The 21,884-nt window shown below is 65.4% G+C and carries 23 protein-coding genes; 13 read left to right on the top strand and 10 right to left on the bottom strand.

Translation table 11 applies throughout. The annotated features are described in order from the left end of the window. Window positions 1–18 precede the first annotated feature (18 nt). The 5 genes from KBY77_RS08320 to KBY77_RS08300 form a co-directional block, all read right to left on the bottom strand. Window positions 19–1,263 carry an FtsW/RodA/SpoVE family cell cycle protein gene (locus tag KBY77_RS08320; RefSeq protein WP_255103073.1) on the bottom strand — a complete coding sequence of 415 codons (1,245 nt, stop codon included), beginning with the start codon at window positions 1,261–1,263 and terminating at the stop codon, window positions 19–21. Between the two features lie 148 nt (window positions 1,264–1,411). After that, entirely contained in the window at window positions 1,412–1,612 is a 201-nt protein-coding gene (locus tag KBY77_RS08315; protein WP_006171988.1) for a phycobilisome linker polypeptide, read from the bottom strand. A gap of 35 nt (window positions 1,613–1,647) precedes the next feature. After that, window positions 1,648–2,136: an allophycocyanin subunit beta gene (apcB, locus tag KBY77_RS08310; RefSeq protein ID WP_094554768.1), complete on the bottom strand. Its 489-nt coding sequence runs from the start codon at window positions 2,134–2,136 to the stop codon at window positions 1,648–1,650. Between the two features lie 40 nt (window positions 2,137–2,176). After that, a complete protein-coding gene (locus KBY77_RS08305) occupies window positions 2,177–2,662 on the bottom strand; it encodes an allophycocyanin (protein WP_255092470.1) in 486 nt (161 codons plus the stop codon). A 438-nt stretch (window positions 2,663–3,100) separates the two neighbouring features. Then, window positions 3,101–6,130, bottom strand: a complete 3,030-nt coding sequence (locus KBY77_RS08300) for a phycobilisome rod-core linker polypeptide (protein WP_255103070.1) — start codon at window positions 6,128–6,130, stop codon at window positions 3,101–3,103. A gap of 165 nt (window positions 6,131–6,295) precedes the next feature. On the opposite strand from KBY77_RS08300, the gene KBY77_RS08295 reads away from it, so the two are divergent. The 13 genes from KBY77_RS08295 to KBY77_RS08235 all read left to right on the top strand — a co-directional run bounded on the left by KBY77_RS08295 (window position 6,296) and on the right by KBY77_RS08235 (window position 16,012). Next, window positions 6,296–7,519, top strand: coding sequence for a bifunctional 2-polyprenyl-6-hydroxyphenol methylase/3-demethylubiquinol 3-O-methyltransferase UbiG (locus tag KBY77_RS08295; RefSeq protein ID WP_255103186.1), 1,224 nt, complete (start codon window positions 6,296–6,298; stop codon window positions 7,517–7,519). 47 nt (window positions 7,520–7,566) lie between these two features. Further along, the gene (locus tag KBY77_RS08290) at window positions 7,567–8,091 is read left to right on the top strand and encodes an ATP synthase subunit I (protein ID WP_255103067.1); all 525 of its coding nucleotides are present in this window, start codon (window positions 7,567–7,569) and stop codon (window positions 8,089–8,091) included. Between the two features lie 64 nt (window positions 8,092–8,155). Continuing rightward, the gene (atpB, locus tag KBY77_RS08285; protein WP_094554763.1) at window positions 8,156–8,884 is read left to right on the top strand and encodes a F0F1 ATP synthase subunit A; all 729 of its coding nucleotides are present in this window, start codon (window positions 8,156–8,158) and stop codon (window positions 8,882–8,884) included. A gap of 163 nt (window positions 8,885–9,047) precedes the next feature. Continuing rightward, complete coding sequence (gene atpE, locus KBY77_RS08280) at window positions 9,048–9,296, top strand: ATP synthase F0 subunit C (RefSeq protein WP_094554762.1); 249 nt, start codon at window positions 9,048–9,050, stop codon at window positions 9,294–9,296. 129 nt (window positions 9,297–9,425) lie between these two features. After that, window positions 9,426–9,896 carry a F0F1 ATP synthase subunit B' gene (locus tag KBY77_RS08275; RefSeq protein WP_255103064.1) on the top strand — a complete coding sequence of 157 codons (471 nt, stop codon included), beginning with the start codon at window positions 9,426–9,428 and terminating at the stop codon, window positions 9,894–9,896. Further along, complete coding sequence (locus tag KBY77_RS08270; RefSeq protein ID WP_255103061.1) at window positions 9,893–10,423, top strand: F0F1 ATP synthase subunit B; 531 nt, start codon at window positions 9,893–9,895, stop codon at window positions 10,421–10,423. The genes KBY77_RS08275 and KBY77_RS08270 overlap by 4 nt, the downstream gene beginning before the upstream one ends. Beyond that, window positions 10,423–10,971 carry an ATP synthase F1 subunit delta gene (gene atpH / locus KBY77_RS08265; RefSeq protein ID WP_255103058.1) on the top strand — a complete coding sequence of 183 codons (549 nt, stop codon included), beginning with the start codon at window positions 10,423–10,425 and terminating at the stop codon, window positions 10,969–10,971. The genes KBY77_RS08270 and atpH overlap by 1 nt, the downstream gene beginning before the upstream one ends. A gap of 60 nt (window positions 10,972–11,031) precedes the next feature. After that, window positions 11,032–12,549 carry a F0F1 ATP synthase subunit alpha gene (atpA, locus tag KBY77_RS08260; protein WP_255103056.1) on the top strand — a complete coding sequence of 506 codons (1,518 nt, stop codon included), beginning with the start codon at window positions 11,032–11,034 and terminating at the stop codon, window positions 12,547–12,549. Between the two features lie 12 nt (window positions 12,550–12,561). Then, window positions 12,562–13,515 carry a F0F1 ATP synthase subunit gamma gene (locus tag KBY77_RS08255; RefSeq protein WP_255103054.1) on the top strand — a complete coding sequence of 318 codons (954 nt, stop codon included), beginning with the start codon at window positions 12,562–12,564 and terminating at the stop codon, window positions 13,513–13,515. Continuing rightward, window positions 13,493–14,260 (top strand): TIGR02466 family protein, encoded by a 768-nt coding sequence (locus KBY77_RS08250; RefSeq protein ID WP_255103051.1) that lies wholly within the window; start codon window positions 13,493–13,495, stop codon window positions 14,258–14,260. The genes KBY77_RS08255 and KBY77_RS08250 overlap by 23 nt, the downstream gene beginning before the upstream one ends. A 74-nt stretch (window positions 14,261–14,334) precedes the next feature. Then, complete coding sequence (locus KBY77_RS08245; RefSeq protein ID WP_255103049.1) at window positions 14,335–14,658, top strand: 2Fe-2S iron-sulfur cluster-binding protein; 324 nt, start codon at window positions 14,335–14,337, stop codon at window positions 14,656–14,658. Between the two features lie 11 nt (window positions 14,659–14,669). Further along, window positions 14,670–14,861 (top strand): hypothetical protein, encoded by a 192-nt coding sequence (locus tag KBY77_RS08240; RefSeq protein WP_255103048.1) that lies wholly within the window; start codon window positions 14,670–14,672, stop codon window positions 14,859–14,861. Continuing rightward, window positions 14,858–16,012 (top strand): DUF3326 domain-containing protein, encoded by a 1,155-nt coding sequence (locus tag KBY77_RS08235; protein ID WP_255103046.1) that lies wholly within the window; start codon window positions 14,858–14,860, stop codon window positions 16,010–16,012. The genes KBY77_RS08240 and KBY77_RS08235 overlap by 4 nt, the downstream gene beginning before the upstream one ends. Here KBY77_RS08235 and ald read toward each other — a convergent pair. From ald to KBY77_RS08210, 5 genes are all read right to left on the bottom strand, one after another. Beyond that, a complete protein-coding gene (gene ald / locus KBY77_RS08230; RefSeq protein ID WP_094554753.1) occupies window positions 15,924–17,063 on the bottom strand; it encodes an alanine dehydrogenase in 1,140 nt (379 codons plus the stop codon). The two genes, KBY77_RS08235 and ald, sit on opposite strands and share 89 nt — an antisense overlap. Before the next feature lie 93 nt (window positions 17,064–17,156). After that, entirely contained in the window at window positions 17,157–18,896 is a 1,740-nt protein-coding gene (locus tag KBY77_RS08225) for an NAD+ synthase (protein ID WP_255103044.1), read from the bottom strand. Beyond that, window positions 18,896–19,510: a nicotinate-nucleotide adenylyltransferase gene (locus KBY77_RS08220; protein ID WP_255103043.1), complete on the bottom strand. Its 615-nt coding sequence runs from the start codon at window positions 19,508–19,510 to the stop codon at window positions 18,896–18,898. Before KBY77_RS08220 ends, KBY77_RS08225 begins: the two co-directional genes overlap by 1 nt. Beyond that, window positions 19,507–20,835 carry a DUF697 domain-containing protein gene (locus KBY77_RS08215; protein WP_255103042.1) on the bottom strand — a complete coding sequence of 443 codons (1,329 nt, stop codon included), beginning with the start codon at window positions 20,833–20,835 and terminating at the stop codon, window positions 19,507–19,509. The genes KBY77_RS08220 and KBY77_RS08215 overlap by 4 nt, the downstream gene beginning before the upstream one ends. Next, a complete protein-coding gene (locus KBY77_RS08210) occupies window positions 20,832–21,845 on the bottom strand; it encodes a CNNM domain-containing protein (protein WP_255103041.1) in 1,014 nt (337 codons plus the stop codon). Before KBY77_RS08210 ends, KBY77_RS08215 begins: the two co-directional genes overlap by 4 nt. Window positions 21,846–21,884 lie beyond the last annotated feature (39 nt).

The following is a 21,884-nucleotide window of genomic DNA, read 5'->3' as shown; positions in this document are numbered from 1 at the left end:
GTCAATCCGGAGGGGAACTCAGCCTATCGGGGCGGGGTTGGGGCTGGCCCCACCGCCGCGGTCACGGCGGCCGCGGAGCGGACGTCTCTCCCAGCCGCGGGATTCCAAGGAACAGCGGATCAGCAGGCCCGCGGTGAGCAGGCTGGCCAGCAGGGAGTTGCCTCCATAGCTGATCATCGGCAGCGGCAGGCCCGTGGTGGGCATCGAGCCACTGGCCACGGCGATGTTCAGGATTGATTGGCCCACCAGCAGGGTGGTGGCACCGATGGCCACCAGTCGCTGCTGATTGCTGCGGCAGCCCAGGGCAACCCGCAGTCCCACAAAACCGAACAGCACCAGGAACAGCAGCAGCACCAGTGAACCCACGTAGCCGAACTCTTCAGCGAAGACCGCGAAGATGAAATCGGTCGACTGGATCGGCAGGTATTGCAGTTTCTGGGTCGAGAGGCCGAATCCCTCACCGAGCACCCCACCTGAACCGATCGCCAGCAGGCTCTGCACAAGTTGATAGCCGTCACCCTGGGCGTCGCGCCAGGGGTTGAGAAAGGAAACCACCCTCAGGCGCTGATACTCGTTCACCATGATGCTGGCTGTGCCCAGGGCCCCTCCGGCGGCAGCAGTACCGAGCAGCGAAAGCAGCGGCAAGCCGGCTGCCAGGGCCATGAACCAGAGCAGCAGGCCAGTAAGAGCTGCGGTGCTGAGGTTGGGCTGCTTGAGGATCAGCAGCAGCAGGGCTGCAAAAGTGCCCAGCCAAAGCATTTTCTGATCCAGGCCGATGCGTTTCCAGTGGGCAAATAGGGAGGCCCCCTGAAGCACCACGAAGGGTTTCACCAGCTCCGAGGGTTGGATCTGGATAGGTCCGAGCACCAGCCAGCGGCTGGCGCCATTGACCGTGCTCCCCGCCACCAGGGTGGCAGCGATCAGCACGCCGCCGATCAGTACGGCAGGGCCTGCCATCCGCAGCCAACGCCGCAGGGAGGTGCGCATTCCCAGCCAGAGCAGTCCCCAGCTGGCTATCAGCCAGATCGCCTGGCGCTTGAGGTAGAAGGCGGGATCCCCGTTCTCCCTTGCTGCCACCCACCAGCTTGCCGAGCCCAGGATCAGCAGTCCGGCCAGGCACCAGATTCCGACCATCACCAGCAGCAGTCTGGCTTCTGCTGGCCAATCGGCCCAGGCCAGAGGCAGCGGAGCTGGATTTGCCTCCGCCACGGTCAACTGGTCGCTCGATCTTGAATTGGCAGGGCTCCTGGGGCGTCGGGTCATGGTGGCCGGCAAGGACTGGCGCAAGGAGTGCGTTCCCCATTCAGCCGTGGCCGCAGCTTCGGGGGAAGGGGGTTGGGACAAAAAAAAGCCCGGTCAGGGCCGGGCTTTGCAGGTTTGATCAGTCAGGAGCCAGAGCTCAGAGCAGCTGTCAGTTGCCGACGTTGACCTGGCGGCGACCCGTGACGAGCTCAACCTTGAGAATCTTGCCCCCCTGCTTCATGATCCGCTGTTGTTCAGCGAACCAGCTCTCGTAGGGCACCCACTTTGTGAAGAAGGTGTTCTGCAGTTCCCGCTGGCTCCTGACTTTTTCAGGGCAGGGAATGCAGGCCGTGATCTTGAACAGGCGCATGTGGTGATCCTCGCGGGTTGGGCGTTGGGTCGGGATCAGTTGCCCAGGCCGGAGCTGATGTAATCCAGGTAGGTGCCGAGTTCACGGCCAGCCTCGGGGCCCACCAGCGAAGCAGCCGCTTGTTTCATGGCCTGGATCGACTGGACGGTGGCGCCGATGGGCACACCCAGGGAGTTGTAGGTCTCCTTGAGTCCGTTCAGGACACGCTCGTCGAGAATTGAGGTGTCACCCGCAAGCATGGCGTAGGTGGCGTAGCGCAGGTAATAGTCCAGGTCGCGGATGCAGGCCGCATAGCGACGGGTGGTGTACATGTTGCCGCCCGGACGGGTGATGTCCGAATAAAGCAGAGTCTGGGCGACAGCTTCTTTGATTATCGATGCCGAGTTGGCACCGACGGTGGCCGCTGCGCGTACACGGAGCTCGCCGCTGGAGAAATACTGCTCCAGCCGTCCGATTGAGGAGTCGTCCAGGTAGAGACCCTGAACGTCGGACTGGTTGATGACGTTGGTGATCGCGTCTTGCATGTGTCCTGGGAAGAGGCGGTGGGCAAGGAGAGGCGAAGCCTCAGGAGAGGGCGCCGATGACGTAGTCGAAGTAGAAGCCTGCCTCTTCGGCGTCGGCTCCCGTGAGCAGCCCCAGGGAGGCGTTCTTGAGCTCACGGACGACCTCGGCCATGGCCTCCAGGGGAGTGCCGAGCGCGCGATACATCTCGCGAGCGCCGATAATGCCGATTTCTTCGATCGGGGTGACGTCACCCGCTACAACGCCGTAGGTCACCAGGCGCAGGTAGTAGTCGACGTCACGAAGACAGGTGGCCGTCATTTCCTCGCCGTAGGCGTTGCCGCCTGGTGAGATCAGGTCGGGTCGCCTTTGAAAGAGGGCGCCGCCGGCCTGCTTCACAATGCGCTCGCGGCTTTCGCCCAAGACCTGAGCCACCCGCAGACGGCGTTGACCGCCGGCGACGAAGGACTTGATCTGGTCGAGTTCGCCAGGGCTGAGGTAGCGGGCTTCGGCGTCCGCGTTGATGATCGAGTTGGAGACGATGCTCATGCAGTTCTGCCTCGAAACAAGCGGTCGCCGTAATGGAGACCGATATCCGGTGGGTAAGGGATGCCCCTCGCTCCTTCGCTTCGTTGACGTGAACGCCAACGGTTTGGTCGGGAGAGTGAGCTGTCGATCAGGTTTGCTGACCGCGGAGTCATTCTGCGGCAGAGGTGGCCACCCCTCCCGGCGCCGGTAACAGTTCTTCACGGCGGTGTGCTTGGGTCAAACCCCTTGTCTGGCAGCGACTCTGACCTCTTCTGCGCCTAAGGGAAGACCTCTTAGTTTGTTAACACTTTGCAGGCCTTCTGGCGCTTCCCATTTTCATTCCACATCAATGATCGTGGTGATCACATCATTTTTCCATGAAGAAATCCCCCGAACTTCCGTCCGGGGGCTCATGGGGAGAGCAAGGGATTGATCCCTGGTCGAGCGTTCAGCTGAAGCTCAAATCGCCCCGCGAGGTGGAGGAGTCAGCCCGGCATTCCCGGAGTAGAGCAGGGCCGTGCGGTTCACAGTGGCAAGGGGGATCCCATCGGCGGTGGCCATGCCCCTGATGTAGGGGACGGTATCGCGGCCGAAGCTGTTGGCGTACTCCTTGCCGGAGAGCATGTCGTCCAGGGCGCTCAGCTGACCCTTCTTGCCTCGGGTGGCCAGGTACTGGCTCACCTCACGGGGCTGGGCAGCTCTGCCCAGCAGGGCGAGGTATGCCGCCGAGGCAGCCCGCAGCGGCGCCATGCGGTTGAGCCGTTGCTGGAAAAGATCAGAGCCGGCGATCATCGCCACGAATTCCGAAACTGACAGACGCCTATCACGCAGTTGCGATTCGGCATCGCTCAGGCGCTCAGCCGCCAGCGGGATCCGGTTCAGCAGTTGCCGGTAGGTGGCTTCAATCACCTGCTGGAGCATGGCCTCATCGGCCTCGGGCAGCAGCATCACCGGCTGGCCGAGGCTGCGGCGGCGGCTGAACCCCTGAGGGCGAGCTCCGTCGAGGGCTTTAGCCATGGCTGCTCCAGGCTGGGGTGCCACCACTGCACGGAATCCATTGGAGGCGACCTGGGCGCTCCAGCCTCCTGGAATCTGGTTGCGGTCCACAGGTTTGGCCACCCGCGCCGAGCTGCCGGCATTGGCGCTCCAGCCACTGGACGTGGCGCCGGGCCGGCTCGGGGCCTGGCTCCAGCGGCGGCTGGGCTCGGGTGGTTGACGCAGGCTCTGGGGAGAGCTGCTTGCTGGCCTTGACGGAGTCTCTTCGCCTTGGGCGAAACGAGCACTCCAGCCTCCCACCACCTGGTTGAGGCGGCGGTCGGGCAGGTTGCGAGGCGTGATGTCGCCACTGCTGCGGAAGGTGCTGACCGGGGCCACCTGCGGCCGGCTCACCGGGGTGAGGTCTGGGATGGTCGAGGGATCGAGGACACGGCGCAGGGCGGGAATCCTGCGGGCATTGAGGTCGGATGGGGTGATGAAGCGCTCGTAGGGGACCGTGTCTTCCCCGAAGGCTGCAAGGTATTCAGGGCTGTTCAGCATGGCGTCGACGACGCCGTAGAAGCCATTGCGCGCCGCCGTGTCGAAGTAGCTGTTGATCTCACGCCTCCCGAAAGTGGGACGCCCGAGCAGACGACGGTGCATCACCTCGATGGCCTTGGTGATGTAGAGGTTGGCCCAGTAACGGCGACGGAAGGCGGTTGAGCGGGCCACCTGGCGAATGAACTCGCGCAGGCTGATGTCACCGTTCTCAAGCTTGATCTCCTCCACCTTCAGCGGCTCGCCGTCGTAGCCGGTTGTGCCGAGCACCTGCACGTACACGGCCCGTATCACCGCCTGAGTGCTGGATTCTGTGCCGCGGATGCTGGGTTGGCCGCCGCGCCGTGGCACAGAAGCCCCACCGGTGGCGATCTGCTGCAACCTCACCACCTTCGGACCGACACGCCGGGGTGTGGAGGCCCGGAACTGGGGGCTGTCCATCTGACCGGGCTCGGCCATGCCGTTGCCCACCAGGATGCGCCGGGTGTCGTCGTTGAAAGGAGCGGATCGGGTGGCCACTGAAGCCGTTCCCGAGGGGAAGATCGCCCCATAGTTCAGACCCAGGGGGTCGTTGCCACCGCCGTAGGGGTGCTGATCGGGCAGAGGTTGGCGGTATGACGCATAGAGCGTGATGTACTGCGGCGCCCCTTCAAAGGGCGCGCTGAAGCGGAACAACTTGCGGTTTGATCCCCAGCCGGCGCTTTCCTGGGCTTCTTCACCCAGACTGCGCAGGTAAGGGACAGTTTCCTCCCCGAAGGTCTGGGCGTACTCCTGCGTGTTGATCAGGGAATCCACCAAGCCGGGCAGTCCCTGCTGGCTGACGATGGCGAAGTAGCGACGGAATTCTTCGATCGTGCTCACGCCACGCCCGAGGAAATGACGGAAGGCAAGTTCCACGACCCGGCTGTTGGAGAAGCGTCCGTAGAACTGACGCCTGTATTCCTTGCTGCGCCCCAGAGCGCGAATGAACTCCCGCATCGAGAGTTGACCCTGCGCCACCTGGGTGGCTTCCACAGGAGCTACCACCTGGGAGTAGCCCTTGACGATGTCTCGCTGGAACACCTGCCGGTAGGCGGCACGGATCACCTCAGCCTTTTCGCGGCCGGAGAGGCCTGACTTCATGACGAAGCGCTGGCGGGATTCGGCGGCCAGGGCGTAGATGGCCGGAAGCTGAAGGCCCTGGTTCTCGGGGCTGCCCAGGCGCTGGCGGGCCGAGGGGGTGGGAACGTCCAGCTCCTTGAGCAGCACGTTGAAGCAATCGATCACCAGTCGCCTTGATTCCGAATCCTTGCGGAAGAGATTGGCGGCGGCTGCGCGCATCTCCTGGAGGGCCACGTTGGTGGCTGTCAGGGAGCAGGCTCTCTCAAGCACATCGCGCAGGCCGCGTGTGTTTACGGCCAGGATGCTGGGATCACCGGCCACCAGGGCATACCCCACGTATCGCAGGAACCAGCCCATGTCGCGCAGCGACTTGCGCATCCGCTCGGTGCCGTAGCGCGCCACGCTGATCGGGCTGAAGCCGGGGGGAAGCACCACCCGCACATCGGCATCGGCCTGGACCCCTTCAAGGATCCGGCCGAGGAGGCCGGTTCCACCGCTGCCCTGGGCGAATGTACGCACGGAGATAGCGGCCGCCACCTGGTCGCTGGCCAGCGGCTCGCTCTCAAGAGAACCCACGTTGAAGGGGGTCAGAGGCGCATCGAGATAGGACAGCGGCGTACCGCCGGCGAAGATCCGGTTGGCGGCCTTGGCGACGATGGCGTCGGCATTGGCGGAGATGAGCCGAGCCGCTTCAACTCGAGCTGAACCGCTTCGGTAGAAGTTGAGGAGAGTTTCCAGCTCCACCTTCTCGAGAAAGCGATCCTGTTGCTCCGCCTGACGGACGCTGGAGAGCGGCAGGGTGTCGTAGAGCTGGGGGCTGACCCTGGTGCTGCCGCTGCTGGCGGTCACGGTCATGAACGGGCGTGTACCGGGCAAAGCCACGTTACGGCTGGGGTCCTGCCCTCCCGGCCGGCATGAACAAATGTTTGCAGCGGACCTTCAACGGCGCCCATCGTCCAGCGGGGTCCATAGGTGGGCCCAGCCCATGAAAAGCTCCCCATGGATTCCATCCCCTCGACGATGAACCCTGGCTCCGCCGATGCCGCCACACCGGTGGTGAGCGCCTTCTATGACCGCTTCCCCTACCCGGGGGATCCACTTCAGGACGGACCTCCACCCGGCTACAACTGGCGCTGGAGCTATCCCTGCGTCAGCAGTGCCTGCACGGGCCGCCTGCCGGAGGTGGGCTCGCCGCTCCGACTGCTGGATGCTGGCTGCGGCACTGGCGTCAGCACCGATTACCTGGCTCACCTCAACCCAGGAGCGGAGATCCTGGCTGTCGACATCAGCTCAGGCGCCCTGGGGGTTGCCCGCGAGCGGCTGCGTCGCTCTGGTGGCGCCCGGCACTGCTCTTCCCTGCGCCTCGAGCAGCGCAGTCTGCTGGACCTCAAAGGAGAAGGCCCGTTCGAGCTGATCAATTCGGTCGGTGTGCTGCACCACCTGCGTGAGCCCGAAGCGGGACTGCAGGCCCTGGCTGAACTTTTAAGCCCCGGCGGCCTGTTGCATCTGTTTCTTTATGCCGATGGCGGCCGCTGGGAGATCCACCGGGTGCAGCGGGCGCTCACGGCTCTGGACGTGATCGGCGACGGTGATGGCCTGCGCCTGGGCCGTGCTCTCTTCGAGCAGTTGCCGGAAACGAACCGCCTGCGCCGCCACCACGAGCAGCGCTGGGCTCTCGACACCGCGGCGGACGCCAATTTCGCCGACATGTATCTCCATCCTCAGGAAACCAGCTACGACCTGGAAGGCCTGTTTCGCTTCGTGGCCAGCGCAGGGCTTGAGTTTGCCGGCTTCTCCAATCCCGAGGTCTGGGATCCGGCCCGCCTGTTGCAGGGAGAGCTGTTGGAGCGTGCCCGGGCCCTGCCCGATCACCAGCGCTGGGCGCTTGTGGAAAGCCTCGACCCCGACATCAGCCACTTCGAATTCTTTCTCAGCCGAGGCCCCCTGAGCATCAGCTCCTGGGACGACGACGAAGAGCTGCTGGCGGCCAGCGGACGCCGCAACCCCTGCCTGTGGGGCTGGCCGGGGGCCACACTGCTCGATCCTGACCTCAGGCCGATCGAGCTCGATGATCAGCAACTGGCCCTGCTGATGACCATCGAGGCTGCGCCGGAGTCGACTCCGATCGGCAGGTTGTCCCTGGGCTGGTCGTCCGAGCTGCAGGCTGCGGTGGCGCGCACTCTCTGGCGCCGCCGCCTGCTGTTGCTGGCTCCTGCCGGCAAGGGCTCCACGACTGGGTTGTAACAGCTTCGTGATAGATTCCGCGCGCCTTTTCCGATTTGCTGACGCGCTTGCAGGCCACCCCCGCATCCGGCACCACAACCGGGCCTGATTCCCCTGAGGCGTTCCCTCAGGAGGCTTCTGATCTGCGGGCTTCCTTGCTGCGTGGTCTGGCCGGGAGAGAACTGGCGGTTCCCACTCTTGTTCCGCCTGCTCCATCCCCAGAGTCCACTCCAGAGGTGGACATTCCAGATAACGGCATGGACGAGTACGTGCGTCTGCAAAGGCGTCTGTTGTTGTCCACTCTGCTGGTTTCAGCTCTGGCTGTCCCTGCGGCTGCCTTCCTGTTCGATTGGACTACTGCCCTGAGCCTCTCGCTTGGAGCGGTCTCCGGCATGCTCTACCTGCGGCTTCTGGCACGCAGCGTGGGTCGTATCGGTCCCGACTCCAAGGGGGTTGGAAAGGGTCAGTTGCTGGTTCCGGTGGTGCTCGTGTTGAGTTGCTCCCGGATTCCCCAGCTGGAAATCCTTCCGGCCTTGATCGGGTTCCTGCTCTACAAGCCGGCCCTTCTCCTTCAGGCCTTCGTCCGTCCCTGATCAGCGATACCTCGATTTCCTGATCACCCAATCCGTCGCTTCAGCGGCACCTCTGTACCCCTCGATGGTTCCGTTGTCTCTTTCCCTTCCATTCGCCGAGCTGGAGGTGGGTCAGCACCTCTACTGGAAGATCGGTGGCTTTCAAATTCATGGCCAGGTATTCCTGAGCTCCTGGCTCGTCATCGGCGCGCTGCTGGCTCTGGTTGTAGCTGGTACCAGAAACCTCGAGCGCGATCCCCGTGGTGTCCAGAACCTGCTGGAATTCATCTGGGGTTATCTGCGTGATCTGGCCCGTGATCAGATCGGCGAAAAGGCTTACCGTGACTGGCTTCCTTTCATCGGCACCCTTTTCCTGTTCATTTTCGTGAGCAACTGGGGCGGAGCCCTGGTTCCCTGGAAACTGATTCATCTGCCCAGTGGTGAGCTCGGGGCACCTACTGCTGATATCAACACCACCATTGCCCTGGCTTTGCTGGTATCTCTGGCCTACTTCTATGCAGGTCTGAGCCGCAAGGGCTTTCGATACTTCGAGTATTACGTGGAGCCCACGCCGATCATGCTTCCATTCAAGATCGTCGAGGATTTCACCAAGCCCCTGTCGCTCTCCTTCCGTCTGTTCGGCAACATTCTTGCCGACGAGCTGGTGGTGGCGGTGCTGGCGTTCCTGGTACCCCTGGTTGTGCCACTCCCTGCCATGTTCCTGGGTCTCTTCACCAGCGCCATCCAGGCCCTGATTTTTGCAACCCTCGCCGCTTATTACATCGGTGAAGCCGTGCACGAAGAGCACCACTGATTCTTCAAGGCTGATCAGCCTCCACAGGTCCGGTCGGTCGTTCTGCTAAATCTTCTGCGCGTAGGTCCGGTCTGAACCGGGCCCGTCTCCCTCAGCGGAGATGTCCCAGGCGCCAGGTTCATCCCGCGCTCTTCCGGCGCCCCCACATCCCCAACGTTCCACCATGGATTCCATCACTTCTGCAGCGTCTGTTGTGGCTGCCGGTCTCGCCATCGGCCTCGGCGCCATCGGCCCCGGCATCGGTCAGGGCACCGCTGCAGCCGGAGCTGTCGAGGGCATCGCCCGCCAGCCCGAAGCCGAAGGCAAGATCCGCGGCACCCTGCTGCTCTCCCTGGCGTTCATGGAAGCGCTCACCATTTACGGCCTGGTTATTGCCCTTGTGCTGCTGTTCGCGAATCCCTTCGCAGGCTGATCGCTCCCGGCAGGAACGGGGGACTGGGGCTGAGGCCTCGGTCCCCGTTCTGTTGTCCCAAAGCTTCTATACGTCCCCTCCTCCTCCAGGTCGGGGCGGCCCACCCGATCCCTCCAGCGTCCCCGCCCCATGACCAGCTGGCTACTGCTTGCCGCAGCAGGTGCTCCCGAGGGAGGTCTGTTCGACCTCGATGCCACCCTGCCGCTGATGGCGGTTCAGGTCGTCCTCCTCACCTTCATTCTCAACGCTCTGTTTTTCCGCCCTGTCGGCAAGACCGTCGAGGAGCGTGAGAGCTACATCTCCACCAGTCGCGCCGAGGCCAAGCAGCAGCTTGCCCAGACTGAGCGGCTGGAGGCGGATCTGCGCCAGCAGCTGCGCGAAGCCCGCCAGCAGGCCCAGTCATTGATTGTGGAGGCCGAACAGGAAATGGATCGTCTTTACCGCAGTGCACTCGCAGCGGCCCAGGCGGAAGCCAATGGCAGCCGTGAGTCGGCTCGGCGGGAAATCGACAGCCAGAGGAAGCAGGCTGAAGAAACTCTTAATGTTGAAGCCGACCGGCTCGGCGATCTGATCGTGACCCGTTTGCTGGCAGCACAATGAACATCCTCACTTCAGTCCCCAGCTTTCTTGCGAGTGAGGGAGGATTCGGCCTCAACCTGAATCTTTTCGAAACCAACATCATCAACCTGGCGATCGTAATCGCCGCATTGGTCTGGTTCTTGCCCAAGGTGCTCGGAGGGATTCTCGCGACCAGGCGAGCTACCATCCTTGCTGATCTGCAGGATGCCGAGCAGCGTCTCCTCGAGACCACCACGGCCCTGGCGGCAGCCAAGCAGGACTTGGCCGATGCTCAGATGAAGGCCGAGAAGATCCGGAGTGATGCCAGGGCCCGTGCTGATGCCCTGCGCCTAGATAGTGAGCGCCGAACCGTCGATGAGATGGCCCGTCTCAAGCAGGGTGCAGTGGCCGACCTCCAGACGGAAGCATCCAGAGTCAGCGAACAGCTGCGCCGCGAGGCCGCCCGACGCGCTGTCGATAGGGCCCTTGCTTCCTTGCCCGGCAAGCTCGACGCCGAGGCTCAGGCTCGCTTCATCGACCAATCCATCAACAGCCTTGGGCAAGCCTGATGCCTCTCCTCAACTCCATCTCCACCCCTTACGCCGAAGCCCTGCTTCAGGTGGTCGATCAGAGACAGGAAACCGAACTTGTGGCCGAGCAGGCCAAGGAGCTCCTTGAGCTCTGGCATGCCTCACCAGAGTTGCGGGCAGCTTTCGCCTCGCCGGTGCTCGAGCCCGACGCCAAGAAGAAGGCCCTGATCACGCTGTTCGAGAAGGACATCACTCCAACGTTCCTGACACTGCTCAAGGTGCTCGCGGATCGCCAACGCATCTCCATGCTTGATGCGGTTCTGGATCGCTTCCTGGTGCTCTACCGGGAGCAACGGGGGATTGCCCTGGCCCGGGTCACTTCCGCTTCACCTCTGAGTGAGCAGCAGCAGCAGGCCCTGCATACCAAGGTTCAGGCCGTTGCCGGCACCGACAAGGTCGAATTCGACCTGCACATCGACCCTGCCCTCATCGGTGGCTTCGTCGTCAGCGTCGGTTCCCAGGTGATCGACGCGAGCCTCGCTGGCCAGGTGCGCCGTCTTGGCCTGGCTCTGGCCAAAGCTGGCTAGCCCTACCCCCAACCGCCTCCAACTCCCTTCCATCGTCTCCCCACCCGGGGATCTCCATCCATGGTTTCCATCCGCCCCGACGAGATCAGCGCCATCCTCAAGCAGCAGATCGAGGACTACGACAAGTCCGTTTCGGTCAGCAACGTCGGAACAGTGCTTTCGGTGGGTGATGGCATCGCCCGGATCTACGGCCTGCAGCAGGTCATGTCCGGCGAACTGGTGCAATTCGACGATGGCAGCGAGGGCATCGCCCTGAACCTCGAAGACGACAACGTCGGTGCTGTGCTTCTGGCGGAGGGTGTGGGCATCCAGGAAGGCAGCACCGTCAAGGCCACCGGCCGCATCGCGGAGGTGCCAGTGGGCGAGGCGATGCTCGGCAGGGTGATCAACCCCCTCGGTGTGCCGATCGACGGCAAGGGTGAGATCGCCACCACATCGACCCGCCTGATCGAGTCGATGGCCCCCGGCATCATCCAGCGCAAGTCGGTGCATGAGCCGATGCAGACCGGCATCACCGCCATCGACGCGATGATCCCAATTGGTCGCGGCCAGCGCGAGCTGATCATTGGCGACCGTCAGACCGGCAAGACGGCCATTGCTATCGACACCATCCTCAACCAGAAGGGTGAGGGCGTCGTCTGCGTCTACGTGGCCATTGGCCAGAAGTCGGCTTCAGTGGCCAACGTTGTGGAAGTGCTGCGCGAGCGCGGCGCCCTCGATTACACCGTGATCGTTGCCGCAAGTGCCTCTGAGCCTGCGGCTCTTCAGTACCTGGCTCCCTATACGGGTGCCGCCATTGCCGAGTCCTTCATGTATGAAGGCAAGGCCACCCTGGTGGTGTACGACGACCTGACCAAGCAGGCTCAGGCCTACCGCCAGATGTCGTTGCTGTTGCGCCGTCCGCCTGGCCGTGAGGCCTATCCCGGCGACGTCTTCTACTGCCACAGCCGTCTGCTAGAGCGTGCAGCCAAGCTCTCTGATGCCATGGGCAAGGGCAGCATGACTGCCTTGCCGATCATCGAAACCCAGGCAGGAGACGTTTCTGCCTACATCCCCACCAACGTGATCTCAATCACTGATGGTCAGGTGTTCCTCAGCTCCGATCTGTTCAACTCCGGTTTACGGCCCGCCATCAACGTGGGTATCTCCGTGAGCCGGGTGGGTGGTGCCGCCCAGACAAAAGCGATCAAGAAGATCGCCGGCACCCTCAAGCTGGAATTGGCCCAGTTCGATGAATTGGCCGCCTTCTCGCAGTTCGCCTCCGACCTTGATGCTGCCACCCAGGCCCAACTTGGCCGTGGCAAGCGCCTGCGCGAGCTGCTCAAGCAGCCCCAGTACAGCCCACTGATCCTGGCGGAGCAGGTGGCCGTGGTTTACGCCGGCGTCAAGGGACTGATCGACGAAGTGCCTGTGGATCAGGTGGTGCAGTTCTGCCGCGAGCTGCGGGATTACCTCAAGACCAACAAGCCCGAGTTCATCGCCAAGGTTCAGACCGAGAAGCAGCTGGGAGACGAAGCTGAAGCGATGCTCAAGGACGCCATCAACGACGTCAAGTCCACCCTTCTGGCTTCCGCCTGAGGTCCCCCCACCATGGCCAACCTCAAGGAAATCCGAGATCGGATCAGTTCCGTTAAGAACACCCGCAAGATCACCGAGGCGATGCGCCTGGTGGCGGCGGCAAAAGTTCGCCGCGCCCAGGAACAGGTTCTGCGCGCCAGGCCCTTCGCAGACCGACTGGCGCGGGTGCTCGAGAACCTGCAATCACGCCTGCGCTTTGAAGACGTTGTCAACACACCCCTGCTTGAGCAGGAGCGTCCCCTACGCAACATCACCCTGTTGGCGGTCAGTGCCGATCGGGGCCTATGTGGTGGCTACAACGCCAACATCATCAAGCGCACGGAACAGCGTTTCGCTGAGTTGAAGGGACAGGGCTACGAGATTTCGCTGGTCCTGATCGGCCGTAAGGCCACCACCTACTTCCAGAATCGCTCGTATCCGATCACGGCCACGTTCACTGGACTCGACCAGGTGCCGAATGCCGATGAGGCGCGCTCTATCGCTGATCAGGTGCTGGCCGAGTTCCTCTCCGGCTCCACTGACCGCGTCGAGATGGTGTACACCAAGTTCATCAACCTGGTCAGCAGTGCTCCTGTTTCCCAGACCCTGTTGCCGCTCGATCCCCAGGGCATCGCCAGCCCTGACGACGAGATTTTCCGCCTGACCACCCGCGAGGGTCGTCTGGCGGTGGAACGTGCCACGGCACCCAACCAGGAGCCGGCCCTGGAATCTGACTTTGTTTTTGAGCAGAGTCCTGATCAGTTGCTCAACGCCCTGCTGCCTCTTTATCTGGAGAATCAGCTGCTGCGTTCCCTGCAGGAGTCGTCGGCCAGTGAGCTGGCAAGCCGAATGACGGCCATGAACAACGCCAGCGACAACGCCAAAGCTCTCGCCAAGAGCCTCACCCTCGACTACAACAAGGCCCGCCAGGCGGCCATCACCCAGGAGATCCTGGAAGTGGTGGGTGGTGCAACAGCCATGGCCTGAGCCGGATCGAGGGATCCTCAGCCTCTTCCCTCTGGCGATTGGCAGGGCTCAACTGAGGCCTGATCCGCTCGATTCGGCCCTGATGCTTCAACAGGTGCTTGCCCTGCGCGGCGAGCAGGATGCCAACCCCGATCCAGGTTGCGCCTGGACCGGGGATTTTCATGGCGTCTGGCAGCTGCATAGGCGTCCTGAGTTCGCCTGGCTGTTGGAGCAGGTGTGCTGCGAAGCACAGCACTACCTGAGGGGTCTTGGCTTCGATCTCGCGCGCATCAGGCTGCATCTGCAGCGTTGCTGGCCCGTGGTTGCGGAGCCGGGCCAGGTGGTGGGTCGCCACCACCATCCCAATGCCCATCTCAGCGCTGTGTATTACCTCAATGGCGATGGCAGCGGCCGCAGCGGTTGCCTGCGCCTGTTCGATGGACGCCGCAGCAATGAGCTGGTGCCCGGCCTGGCGGTCGGCCACGACGGCCCGCTCGCTCCGGGCCATCCACTCAATGCCGGCTGGCACGACCTCGCCCCGCAGGCGGGTCTGCTGGTTCTCTTCCCCTCCAGCACCGACCACGCTGTGTTGCCAAGCGAGGAAGAGGAGGACCTGCGCCTCTCGATCAGTTTTGACCTCTGCCTCACGGCTCCAGCCTGCGGCCCTTGTGAGCCCCAGCCGCCGGAATATCTGGCGCCCCATCCCGGCCAGTGGCTGGAGCTGCCACTCGATGGGGCCACGCCGTCCGGGAAGATAGAGGGGTGATCCGCTGGAAAGGCGGTCTCCTCCTGAAACCGACCACGCGCCGCGACAGGCCCCTGCCGCGTTTCCACCACGCCATGAGTGACAGTTTCACCGTGATCGCCGAGCTCAACGGCGTCACTCACACTTTTCCCTGCCGGGCGGATCAGACGGTTCTCGCGGCGGCGGAGGAGGCCGGTGTTCCCTTGCCCAGCTCTTGCTGCTCCGGGGTGTGCACCACCTGTGCGGCTCGCTTACGCCAAGGGGAGGTGAACCAGCCCGATGCGATGGGTGTCAAGGCAGAATTGCAGGCCGAGGGCTTTGCCCTGCTGTGTGTGTCTTACCCCCGCAGTGATCTGAACCTTGTGGCTGGCCAGGAGGATGCGCTCTACGAGATCCAGTTCGGCCAGTACCAGCGCTGAGTCCCCCTGCAGTGCCCCGGCTCGAGACAGTGGACTTCTGGTTGGAGGCGGCCCCCGGTCTGCTGCTTCCCCAGGTGCGTTCAGCCCTAGCTGAGCGCGGAGACCCCTTGCGCTGGGCCATCACCGCTGTCCTGCCGGCCGCGGAAGGCTCCAGCCCGCGGCGGCGGTTGCGGATCGAAGCGGTCCTGCTTCAGATCCCTTGAGCCGGCCTCTGCCCACTTTGTTGGTGATTCCCACCGGCATCGGCTGTGCCATCGGCGGCTATGCCGGCGATGGCCTGCCGGCAGCCCGGCTGTTGGCGGCCGCTTCCGGCTGCCTGATCACCCATCCCAATGTCCTCAATGCGGCGGCTCTCTACTGGAGCGACCCGCGTATCCATTACGTGGAGGGCTGGGCTCTGAACCGCTTTGCGGCCGGTGATCTGGCCCTGGCGCCCGTGGCGTCCCAGCAGGTGGGGCTGCTGCTCGATGCCGGTATCGAGGAGGAGCTGCGCCTGCGTCACCTGCAGGTGGCCGAGGCCTGCCGCGCCAGCCTTGGTCTCTCAATCGGCCCTGTGGTCAGTACCGACGCTCCCCTGGAAGTGAGCCTCTCGCTCGGCCCCAGCGGGGCTAGCAGCGGACTGATCGGCCGGCCGGATGCTCTGATCCGGGCGGGGGAACGCCTGCGCCAGGCCGGTGCCACCGCCATCGCCGTGGTGGCCCGCTTCCCCGATGACCCTTGCAGTGAGGCCCTGGCCTCCTACCGCCAGGGCAGCGGCGTGGATGCCCTCGCCGGCGCTGAAGCCGTGATCAGCCATCTGCTCAGCCGCCAGCTGGGCCTCCCCTGCGCCCATGCCCCGGCCCTTGCCCCCCTGCCTCTGGATCCGCGCCTGGACCCACTGGCCGCTGCGGAAGAGCTGGGTCACACCTTTCTCCCCTGTGTGCTGGTGGGCCTGAGTCGGGCCCCCAACCTCATCCCGCTGCAGCCCGTGCCATCACCTGGGCTTGAGCTCTTTGGCGATGGCCTGATTCATCCCAGCCGGATCGGCGCTGTGGTGGCCCCCGCCGGTGCCCTGGGCGGTGAGGCTGTCCTGGCCTGCGCAGAGCGGGGCATCCCCCTGATCTCCGTCGAGGGCAACCCTTCACTTCTAAACGTGAGCGCCGAGCTCCTTGGTCTGCGGACGATCGACGCAGCCAGCTACGCGGAGGCCGCTGGGATGGTGCTGGCCCTGCGGGAGGGCCTGCAGCCCGAGTCGCTGCGGCGTCCCTTACCGCCCCTGGAGCCGCTCAGCGCAGACAGGCCATCGGATGGCGGGTCGGCATTCCCAGGGCCTTGGCCACTCCGGGATGGCAGACCGCCCCATCCACCGTGTTGAGGCCGGAGAGCAGCTCAGGCCGCTCGGTGACAGCTTCCACCAGTCCCCGCCCGGCGATGCCCATGATGTAGGGCAGGGTGACACTGACCAGGGCTTCCGTGGAGGTGAAGGGCACAGCGCCGGGCATGTTGCCCACGGCGTAGTGCTGCACACCGTGGATGGTCACCACGGGATCGGTATGGGTCGTCTCGCGGCTGGTGGCGATGCAGCCCCCCTGATCGATCGCCACATCGACGATCACCGAGCCGGGCTTCATCCGCTTCACCACCCCCTCATCCACCAGGGTGGGGGCCCGGCTGCCGGGGGTGAGCACGGCGCCCACCACCAGATCGGCACTGGGCACCAGCCGCTCGATCAGGCTGTTGCTGCTCACCAGGCTCACCATCCGCCCGATCCGCTGGGGCTCCAGCATCCGCAGGCGCTGGGGGGTGTGATCCAGAAGGAACACCTCCGCATCCATGGCCGCGGCGACCCGAGCGGCATGCCAGCCGACGGTGCCGGCCCCGAGCACGATCACCCTCGCTGGCCGCACCCCGGCGCAGCCACCCATCAGCACACCTCTGCCTCCATGGGGTTTCTCGAGCAGATGGGCCCCCACCTGGGCGGCCAGCCTTCCGGCGATTTCGCTCATCGGCGCCAGCAGCGGCAGGTTGCCGTTGTCGAGCTGGACTGTTTCATAGGCCACGCCCGTGGTGCCTGCTTCCAGCAGGGCCCGGCCCACCTCGGGGTAGGCCGCCAGGTGTAAGTAGGTGAACAGCACCTGATCACCTCGCAGGAAGGGGAATTCCTCCGGCTGGGGTTCCTTCACCTTCACCACCAGATGGGCGCCCCAGGCCTCCTCGCGGTCCACCAGTCGTGCTCCCGCCTCGGCGTAGCTGGCGTCCTCCATGCCGGCCCCCTGGCCTGCTCCGGCCTCAACGCGCACCTCAAGGCCCTGAGAGACCAGTTCCCTCACCCCGTCGGGGCTGAGTGCCACCCGCTGTTCATCCCGTTTGATCTCCCTGGGAACACCGATGCTCGCGATCGGTGCCGCTGGGCCCATGCTGGCCATGCCACTGAGAAGCTCCTTCTAGGTTGGCGGGCTGGCCGCCCGATCGCCAGCTTTCGCCATGGATTGGGCACGGACCGCTTCGATGAGCGTCCTTCAGGTCAGCGGTCCGGCGGCGATGGGCATGCGCCAGCCCCCGCCGAAGGCCCGGCCACTCACCTTGAGCAGGGGAGCCGCTTGGCGGCGTTTGAATTCGGCCGTGCGCAGCAACCGGTACACCCGACGTGCCAGCTCCCCATCGACGTGTCCTTCGGCAATCAGCTCCTCCGGCGAGCGCAGCTCCTCGATGTAGGACCTGAGCAGTGGATCGAGCTGGTCGTAGTCGGGCAGGGAATCGGTGTCGAGTTGGTCGGGCCGCAGTTCGGCGCTGGGGGGCTTGGTGCGGATGACGGCGCCGATCAGCTCGCCGCTGCCTGGGAGGCCCAGGGCCTGTCGGCAATCGGCTGCGGCATCACTGTCGAGCCAGTGGCAGAGCCGGAACACGGTGGTCTTGTAGAGATCGCCGATCACTGAGAGCCCGCCGTTCATGTCCCCGTACAGGGTGCAGTAGCCCACCGCCAGCTCCGACTTGTTGCCGGTGGAGAGCAGCAAGCGGCCCTGTTGGTTGGCTACCGCCATCAGCAGTGTGCCGCGGATGCGTGACTGCAGGTTCTCGGCGGTCAGCCCCTGGGGAGCACCTCCCAGAACTGGCTCCAGGCTGTGGTTGAAGGCCCCCATCAAGGACTCGATTGCCACGGTCTGATGGGGGAGTCCCAGCCGGTCGGCAAGGGCGATCGCATCGAGGCGCGACCCAGCCGAGCTGTACGGGGAGGGCATCAGCATGGCCTGCACCTGCCCGGGCCCGAGGGCCGCTGCGGCGATCACGGCCACGAGGGCCGAATCGATGCCGCCGCTCAAACCCAGCACCACCTGCTGGAAGCCGCATTTGCGGGCATAGTCGTGAACCCCCAGCACCAGCACCCGGAACAGCTGCTCCATGGGCGCCGGCAGTGGCAGAAGCGGCAGTGGCAGAGGTGGCGGCGCGGTGGAGGCTGGGGTCGCTGGGGCTGTTTCCCGGGGTGCGGGCTCCCAGAGGTCGAGGGCCACCTGGGCGCAGGGCAGCTGGCGCAGCACCCGGGCCTGGGGATCGATCACGAAGCTGCCCCCGTCGAAGACCAGTTCGTCGTTGCCCCCCACCTGGTTCACGTAGACCACCGGACAGCCCAGCCGGGCTGCTGCCGCTGCCGCCAGCTGCAGACGCAGCTCCGGTTTGCCCTGGGCGAAGGGGGAGGCGGAGAGGTTCAGCAGCAGATCGGGGCGCTGGGACGCCAGCTCCGCGATCGGGTCGGCGCCTGCCAGCCGGTGCCCCTGCACCCGCTCCTCCACCCAGAGGTCTTCGCAGATGGTGAGCCCCAGGCGCCAGACCCGCCCTGCCCCAGGCCACTCCAGCAGGCAGGCCTGATCACCGGGCTGGAAGTAGCGCCGTTCATCGAAGACGTCGTAGCTGGGCAGCAGCCGCTTGCGCGCCACCATCCGCCAGCTGCCCCGCTGCACCAGGGCAACGGCGTTGTGCAACCCCGGCAGCTCGCGACCGGCAATCGGATCCACCAGCCCCAGCAGCAGGCCGAGCTCCGGCGGCAGCTCGGCAGCGAGGGCCTCGAGCACCCGCCCTTGCTCCTGCAGCAGGGAGGGGCGCAGAAGCAGGTCTCGCGGGGGGTAACCCCAGAGCGAGAGCTCGGGGGTGATCACCAGATCGGCGCCCGCAGCCGCGGCTCGCTGGCTGTGCTCCAGCAGCTGGGCGGAGTTGCCGCGCAGATCCCCCACGAGGGGATTGATCTGAGCCAGGGCAAGACGCATCAGCGCAGGGGAGGACGGCTGGCCTGGCAGGTGCGCAGACCATAGAGATTCTGCTCCAGCAACACTGGCCAGAGCTCTGGTGGCACCAGTTGCGGGTCGGGGTGGCGACGGATAGCGGAGCTGGCTGTGGCCGGGATCTCCAGGGGCAGCACCTCCACCCGGCCACCCCGGTGGTTCAGCTGCTCGATCTGCAGGGAGTCGAGCGGCCAGCCCAGCCTCGGCACCACCGCCAGACGGCAACGGTGCAGGATCTCATCCGCCGCGTACCAGCGTTGGATCTGGGGAAGCAGGTCGCTGCCCACCACGAACACCAGCTCCGCATCGGGCCACTGTTGCGCCGCCCGCTTCAAGGTGTCCAGGGCCCTGGGGCTGCTCAGGCTCTGGTCGAGGCGCAGCCTGGGACTCTCCAGGCTCTCCACCACAGCCTCCAGCAGGGCCGCCCGCACGGCCAGGGGTGCCCCATGGGTCTTGAAGGGGTTGTCGCTGGCCCAGGTCCTCACCAGGGGGTAGTGCCGGATGAGCCCCGCCAGCAGGGTGCGGTGGCCGAGGGTCGGTGGATCGGCGCTGGTACCGAACAGGGCCACCAATGCCGGCTGGCCGGCTGATTCACTCACGGCAGCAGGCTGGCATTCACCGCCTCCCGGCCTTCCAGCTGCCACTGCTGCAGCCATAGACGCGCCTGGGGGTCATGGCGTCCCAGGCGGCGCAGCAGAGCCCCGGGGCGGGCCCGGCCGCGCTGGGCCCCGTTCAACAGGGCGGCGGCGGCCAGCTTCCCTGTCTGGCGTGTGGTCTGGATGGCCAGGGCCGCCTGGGCCAGGGCCACCGGTGCCGCCGGAGCCAGGGACAGCCCGGCGGTGGCCGGCGCCGCCAGCAGCAGCAGTTGGCGCACGGCTCCAAGCAGCAGTTGCAGGGCCAGCTGGGCGCCCCCCAGCAAGGCGCTGTGGCTGGAGAGACGGCCCAGAAGTGCCCTGGCCTGGGGACCACTCAGCGGCAGCCCGTAGAGCTCGCAGAGCTGCAGTACCAAGGCCGTGTCCAGGGCCAGCCCACCGGCCAGGTCCAGAAGAATCAGCGGGTTGGCGGCCACGCCCGTGGCCTTGAGGGCTGCGAAACGTCCGATCAACGTCTGGGCCTGGCGGCGGTGCTGGTGCAGTCGCCAGTGCGAGAGACGCTGGTTGAAGCGATCTCCGGCCGCCAGGGCATTGAGGGCCAGCAGCAGCTCCCCATGGGCCTTGAGCAGTCCTCTGAGCCTCGTGCGCAGGGGCTCCACCTGCGGCGGCAGCCGCTCGCTGCGCACCCTGCCATCGGGGCGCAGCACCCCGCCCCGGGGCGCCGCGGCAACGGTCACCAGCTCCAGCTCACGGGCGGCTGCGGGAAGCCGGCTGCGGATGCTGGCCAGCAGGGCTTTTCGCTCCCCCTCGGGCCAGCCGTCGATTCGGTTCACCACCAGCAGCAGGGGTTTGCCCGAGCTCAGCAGCAGCTGCACCGCGTCGGCTTCCACCCGGCTGAGGTCGCCGTCGAGCACAACCAGCACCAGATCAGCCCCCAGGGCCACCCGGGCGGCCAGGCGTTGCCGGGCTGCTGCTGCCACCTCATCGATGCCAGGTGTATCCACCAGCTGCACCTGCAGCAGCCCGGCCATGGCCCCGGACCAGAGTTGCCGCTGCTGCGCTCTCGTGGAGCCATGGGCCAGATCGGTGGCGAAACGGGGCTCCCCCAGCAGGGCATTGAGCAGGCTCGATTTGCCCACTCCCACCCGGCCGAGAACGGCCACATGCGCTTCCCGGTGACGCAGCCGCTCCAGCTGGCGATCAAAGGCGGCCAGTTCCGGCCCCAGGCTGGTGCGCTCCCGGGCGCTCAGAGACAGTTGGCCGCGCCAGCGCAGCAGCAGCTGCTCACAGCGCTCGAGGAGCGGCGGCGGAGCCATGGCCGTTGCTGTCATCCCTGAGCCTCCCCGACGGGTTGGGGACGTCGCCACCAGCCCGCCAGCACCGCCAGCACGGCGTCGGCACCGATCACGCCCACGAACCCCCCGAATTCATCCACCACCACCCGCACCGAATGGCTGCTGCGGCGGAAAGCGGTGAGCAGCCGATCGGCGCGGATCATTTCAGGCACGAACTCCACCGGTTCGGTGAGGCTGAGGGCGCTGTCGAGGCCGCGGCCTTCCACCAGGGCCACCAGCAGGCTCTCGCGGCTGGCCACCCCAAGCACCTCATCCACCTCTTCACCGAGCACCACCCACCAGCCAGCGCTGTTGGTGAGCAGCAGATCGCGCACGCTCTCCAGGGGGGCATGGCCCGACACCGTCGGTGCCGCCACCCGCGGCACCATCAGATCCCGGGCGGTGAGGTCGTTGAGCTGAAACACCTTGGCGATCATCGCCGCCTCGTCGGCTTCGATCTGGCCTTTCTGGGACCCGAGGCGGGCCAGGAGGCGGATCTCCTCTTCGTCGGTGGTGAGTTCGCTCTCGGCGGTGATCGCCGGCATGATCCGCTCCAGCAGGATCACCAGAGGCAGCATCAGCCGCAGCAGCATGCTCACCGGCGCGGCACTCGCCAGCGACACCGGCAGCGCCAGGCGGCTGCCCACGGCCTTGGGAAGGATCTCCCCGAGCATGATCACCAGCACCGTCAGCCCCACGGAGAAGAGGGGGAGGGCCACCCTGTCGACGCCGAGCTTGGAGAACACCCAGCCGGCATAGCTGCCCAGCATCAGGCTGCCGAAGATGTTGAAGCCGTTGTTGAGGATCACCAGCACGGCCAGGGCGCGGCCCATGCGGTTCTTCAGGGCCAGCAATGCCCTGGCCCCCCGCACTCGCCTCGGCCGACTGGCCAGTTCGTGCACGCGCAGGGGGTTGACCGTGAGCAGGGCCGCCTCCACTCCGGAGCACAGGGCCGAGCCGATCAGGATGACCACCACCAAGGCCGCCAGACCCAGAATCTCATTCATCGGGGTGTCGTCGCGGCCGATCGCGGCATGGGAGCACGT

Origin of the sequence: Synechococcus sp. Cruz-7E5 (assembly GCF_024345995.1) — a bacterium.
Classification (GTDB): Bacteria; Cyanobacteriota; Cyanobacteriia; order PCC-6307; family Cyanobiaceae; genus Regnicoccus_A.
The sequence above is the reverse complement of the archived record's forward strand: the minus strand, read 5'-3'. Positions and strand labels throughout refer to the sequence as shown.

What these genes read in the sequence shown, in the direction of transcription:
- ald (WP_094554753.1), bottom strand. Translation starts at nt 17,063, where the DNA reads ATGGCCAGCATGGGCCCAGCGGCACCGATCGCGAGCATCGGTGTTCCC.
- atpE (WP_094554762.1), top strand. Translation starts at nt 9,048, where the DNA reads ATGGATTCCATCACTTCTGCAGCGTCTGTTGTGGCTGCCGGTCTCGCC.
- KBY77_RS08275 (WP_255103064.1), top strand. Translation starts at nt 9,426, where the DNA reads ATGACCAGCTGGCTACTGCTTGCCGCAGCAGGTGCTCCCGAGGGAGGT.
- KBY77_RS08300 (WP_255103070.1), bottom strand. Translation starts at nt 6,130, where the DNA reads ATGACCGTGACCGCCAGCAGCGGCAGCACCAGGGTCAGCCCCCAGCTC.
- KBY77_RS08245 (WP_255103049.1), top strand. Translation starts at nt 14,335, where the DNA reads ATGAGTGACAGTTTCACCGTGATCGCCGAGCTCAACGGCGTCACTCAC.
- KBY77_RS08255 (WP_255103054.1), top strand. Translation starts at nt 12,562, where the DNA reads ATGGCCAACCTCAAGGAAATCCGAGATCGGATCAGTTCCGTTAAGAAC.
- KBY77_RS08295 (WP_255103186.1), top strand. Translation starts at nt 6,296, where the DNA reads ATGAACCCTGGCTCCGCCGATGCCGCCACACCGGTGGTGAGCGCCTTC.
- KBY77_RS08270 (WP_255103061.1), top strand. Translation starts at nt 9,893, where the DNA reads ATGAACATCCTCACTTCAGTCCCCAGCTTTCTTGCGAGTGAGGGAGGA.
- atpH (WP_255103058.1), top strand. Translation starts at nt 10,423, where the DNA reads ATGCCTCTCCTCAACTCCATCTCCACCCCTTACGCCGAAGCCCTGCTT.
- KBY77_RS08315 (WP_006171988.1), bottom strand. Translation starts at nt 1,612, where the DNA reads ATGCGCCTGTTCAAGATCACGGCCTGCATTCCCTGCCCTGAAAAAGTC.
- atpB (WP_094554763.1), top strand. Translation starts at nt 8,156, where the DNA reads ATGGTTCCGTTGTCTCTTTCCCTTCCATTCGCCGAGCTGGAGGTGGGT.
- KBY77_RS08225 (WP_255103044.1), bottom strand. Translation starts at nt 18,896, where the DNA reads ATGCGTCTTGCCCTGGCTCAGATCAATCCCCTCGTGGGGGATCTGCGC.
- KBY77_RS08210 (WP_255103041.1), bottom strand. Translation starts at nt 21,845, where the DNA reads ATGAATGAGATTCTGGGTCTGGCGGCCTTGGTGGTGGTCATCCTGATC.
- atpA (WP_255103056.1), top strand. Translation starts at nt 11,032, where the DNA reads ATGGTTTCCATCCGCCCCGACGAGATCAGCGCCATCCTCAAGCAGCAG.
- KBY77_RS08320 (WP_255103073.1), bottom strand. Translation starts at nt 1,263, where the DNA reads ATGACCCGACGCCCCAGGAGCCCTGCCAATTCAAGATCGAGCGACCAG.
- KBY77_RS08215 (WP_255103042.1), bottom strand. Translation starts at nt 20,835, where the DNA reads ATGACAGCAACGGCCATGGCTCCGCCGCCGCTCCTCGAGCGCTGTGAG.
- apcB (WP_094554768.1), bottom strand. Translation starts at nt 2,136, where the DNA reads ATGCAAGACGCGATCACCAACGTCATCAACCAGTCCGACGTTCAGGGT.
- KBY77_RS08305 (WP_255092470.1), bottom strand. Translation starts at nt 2,662, where the DNA reads ATGAGCATCGTCTCCAACTCGATCATCAACGCGGACGCCGAAGCCCGC.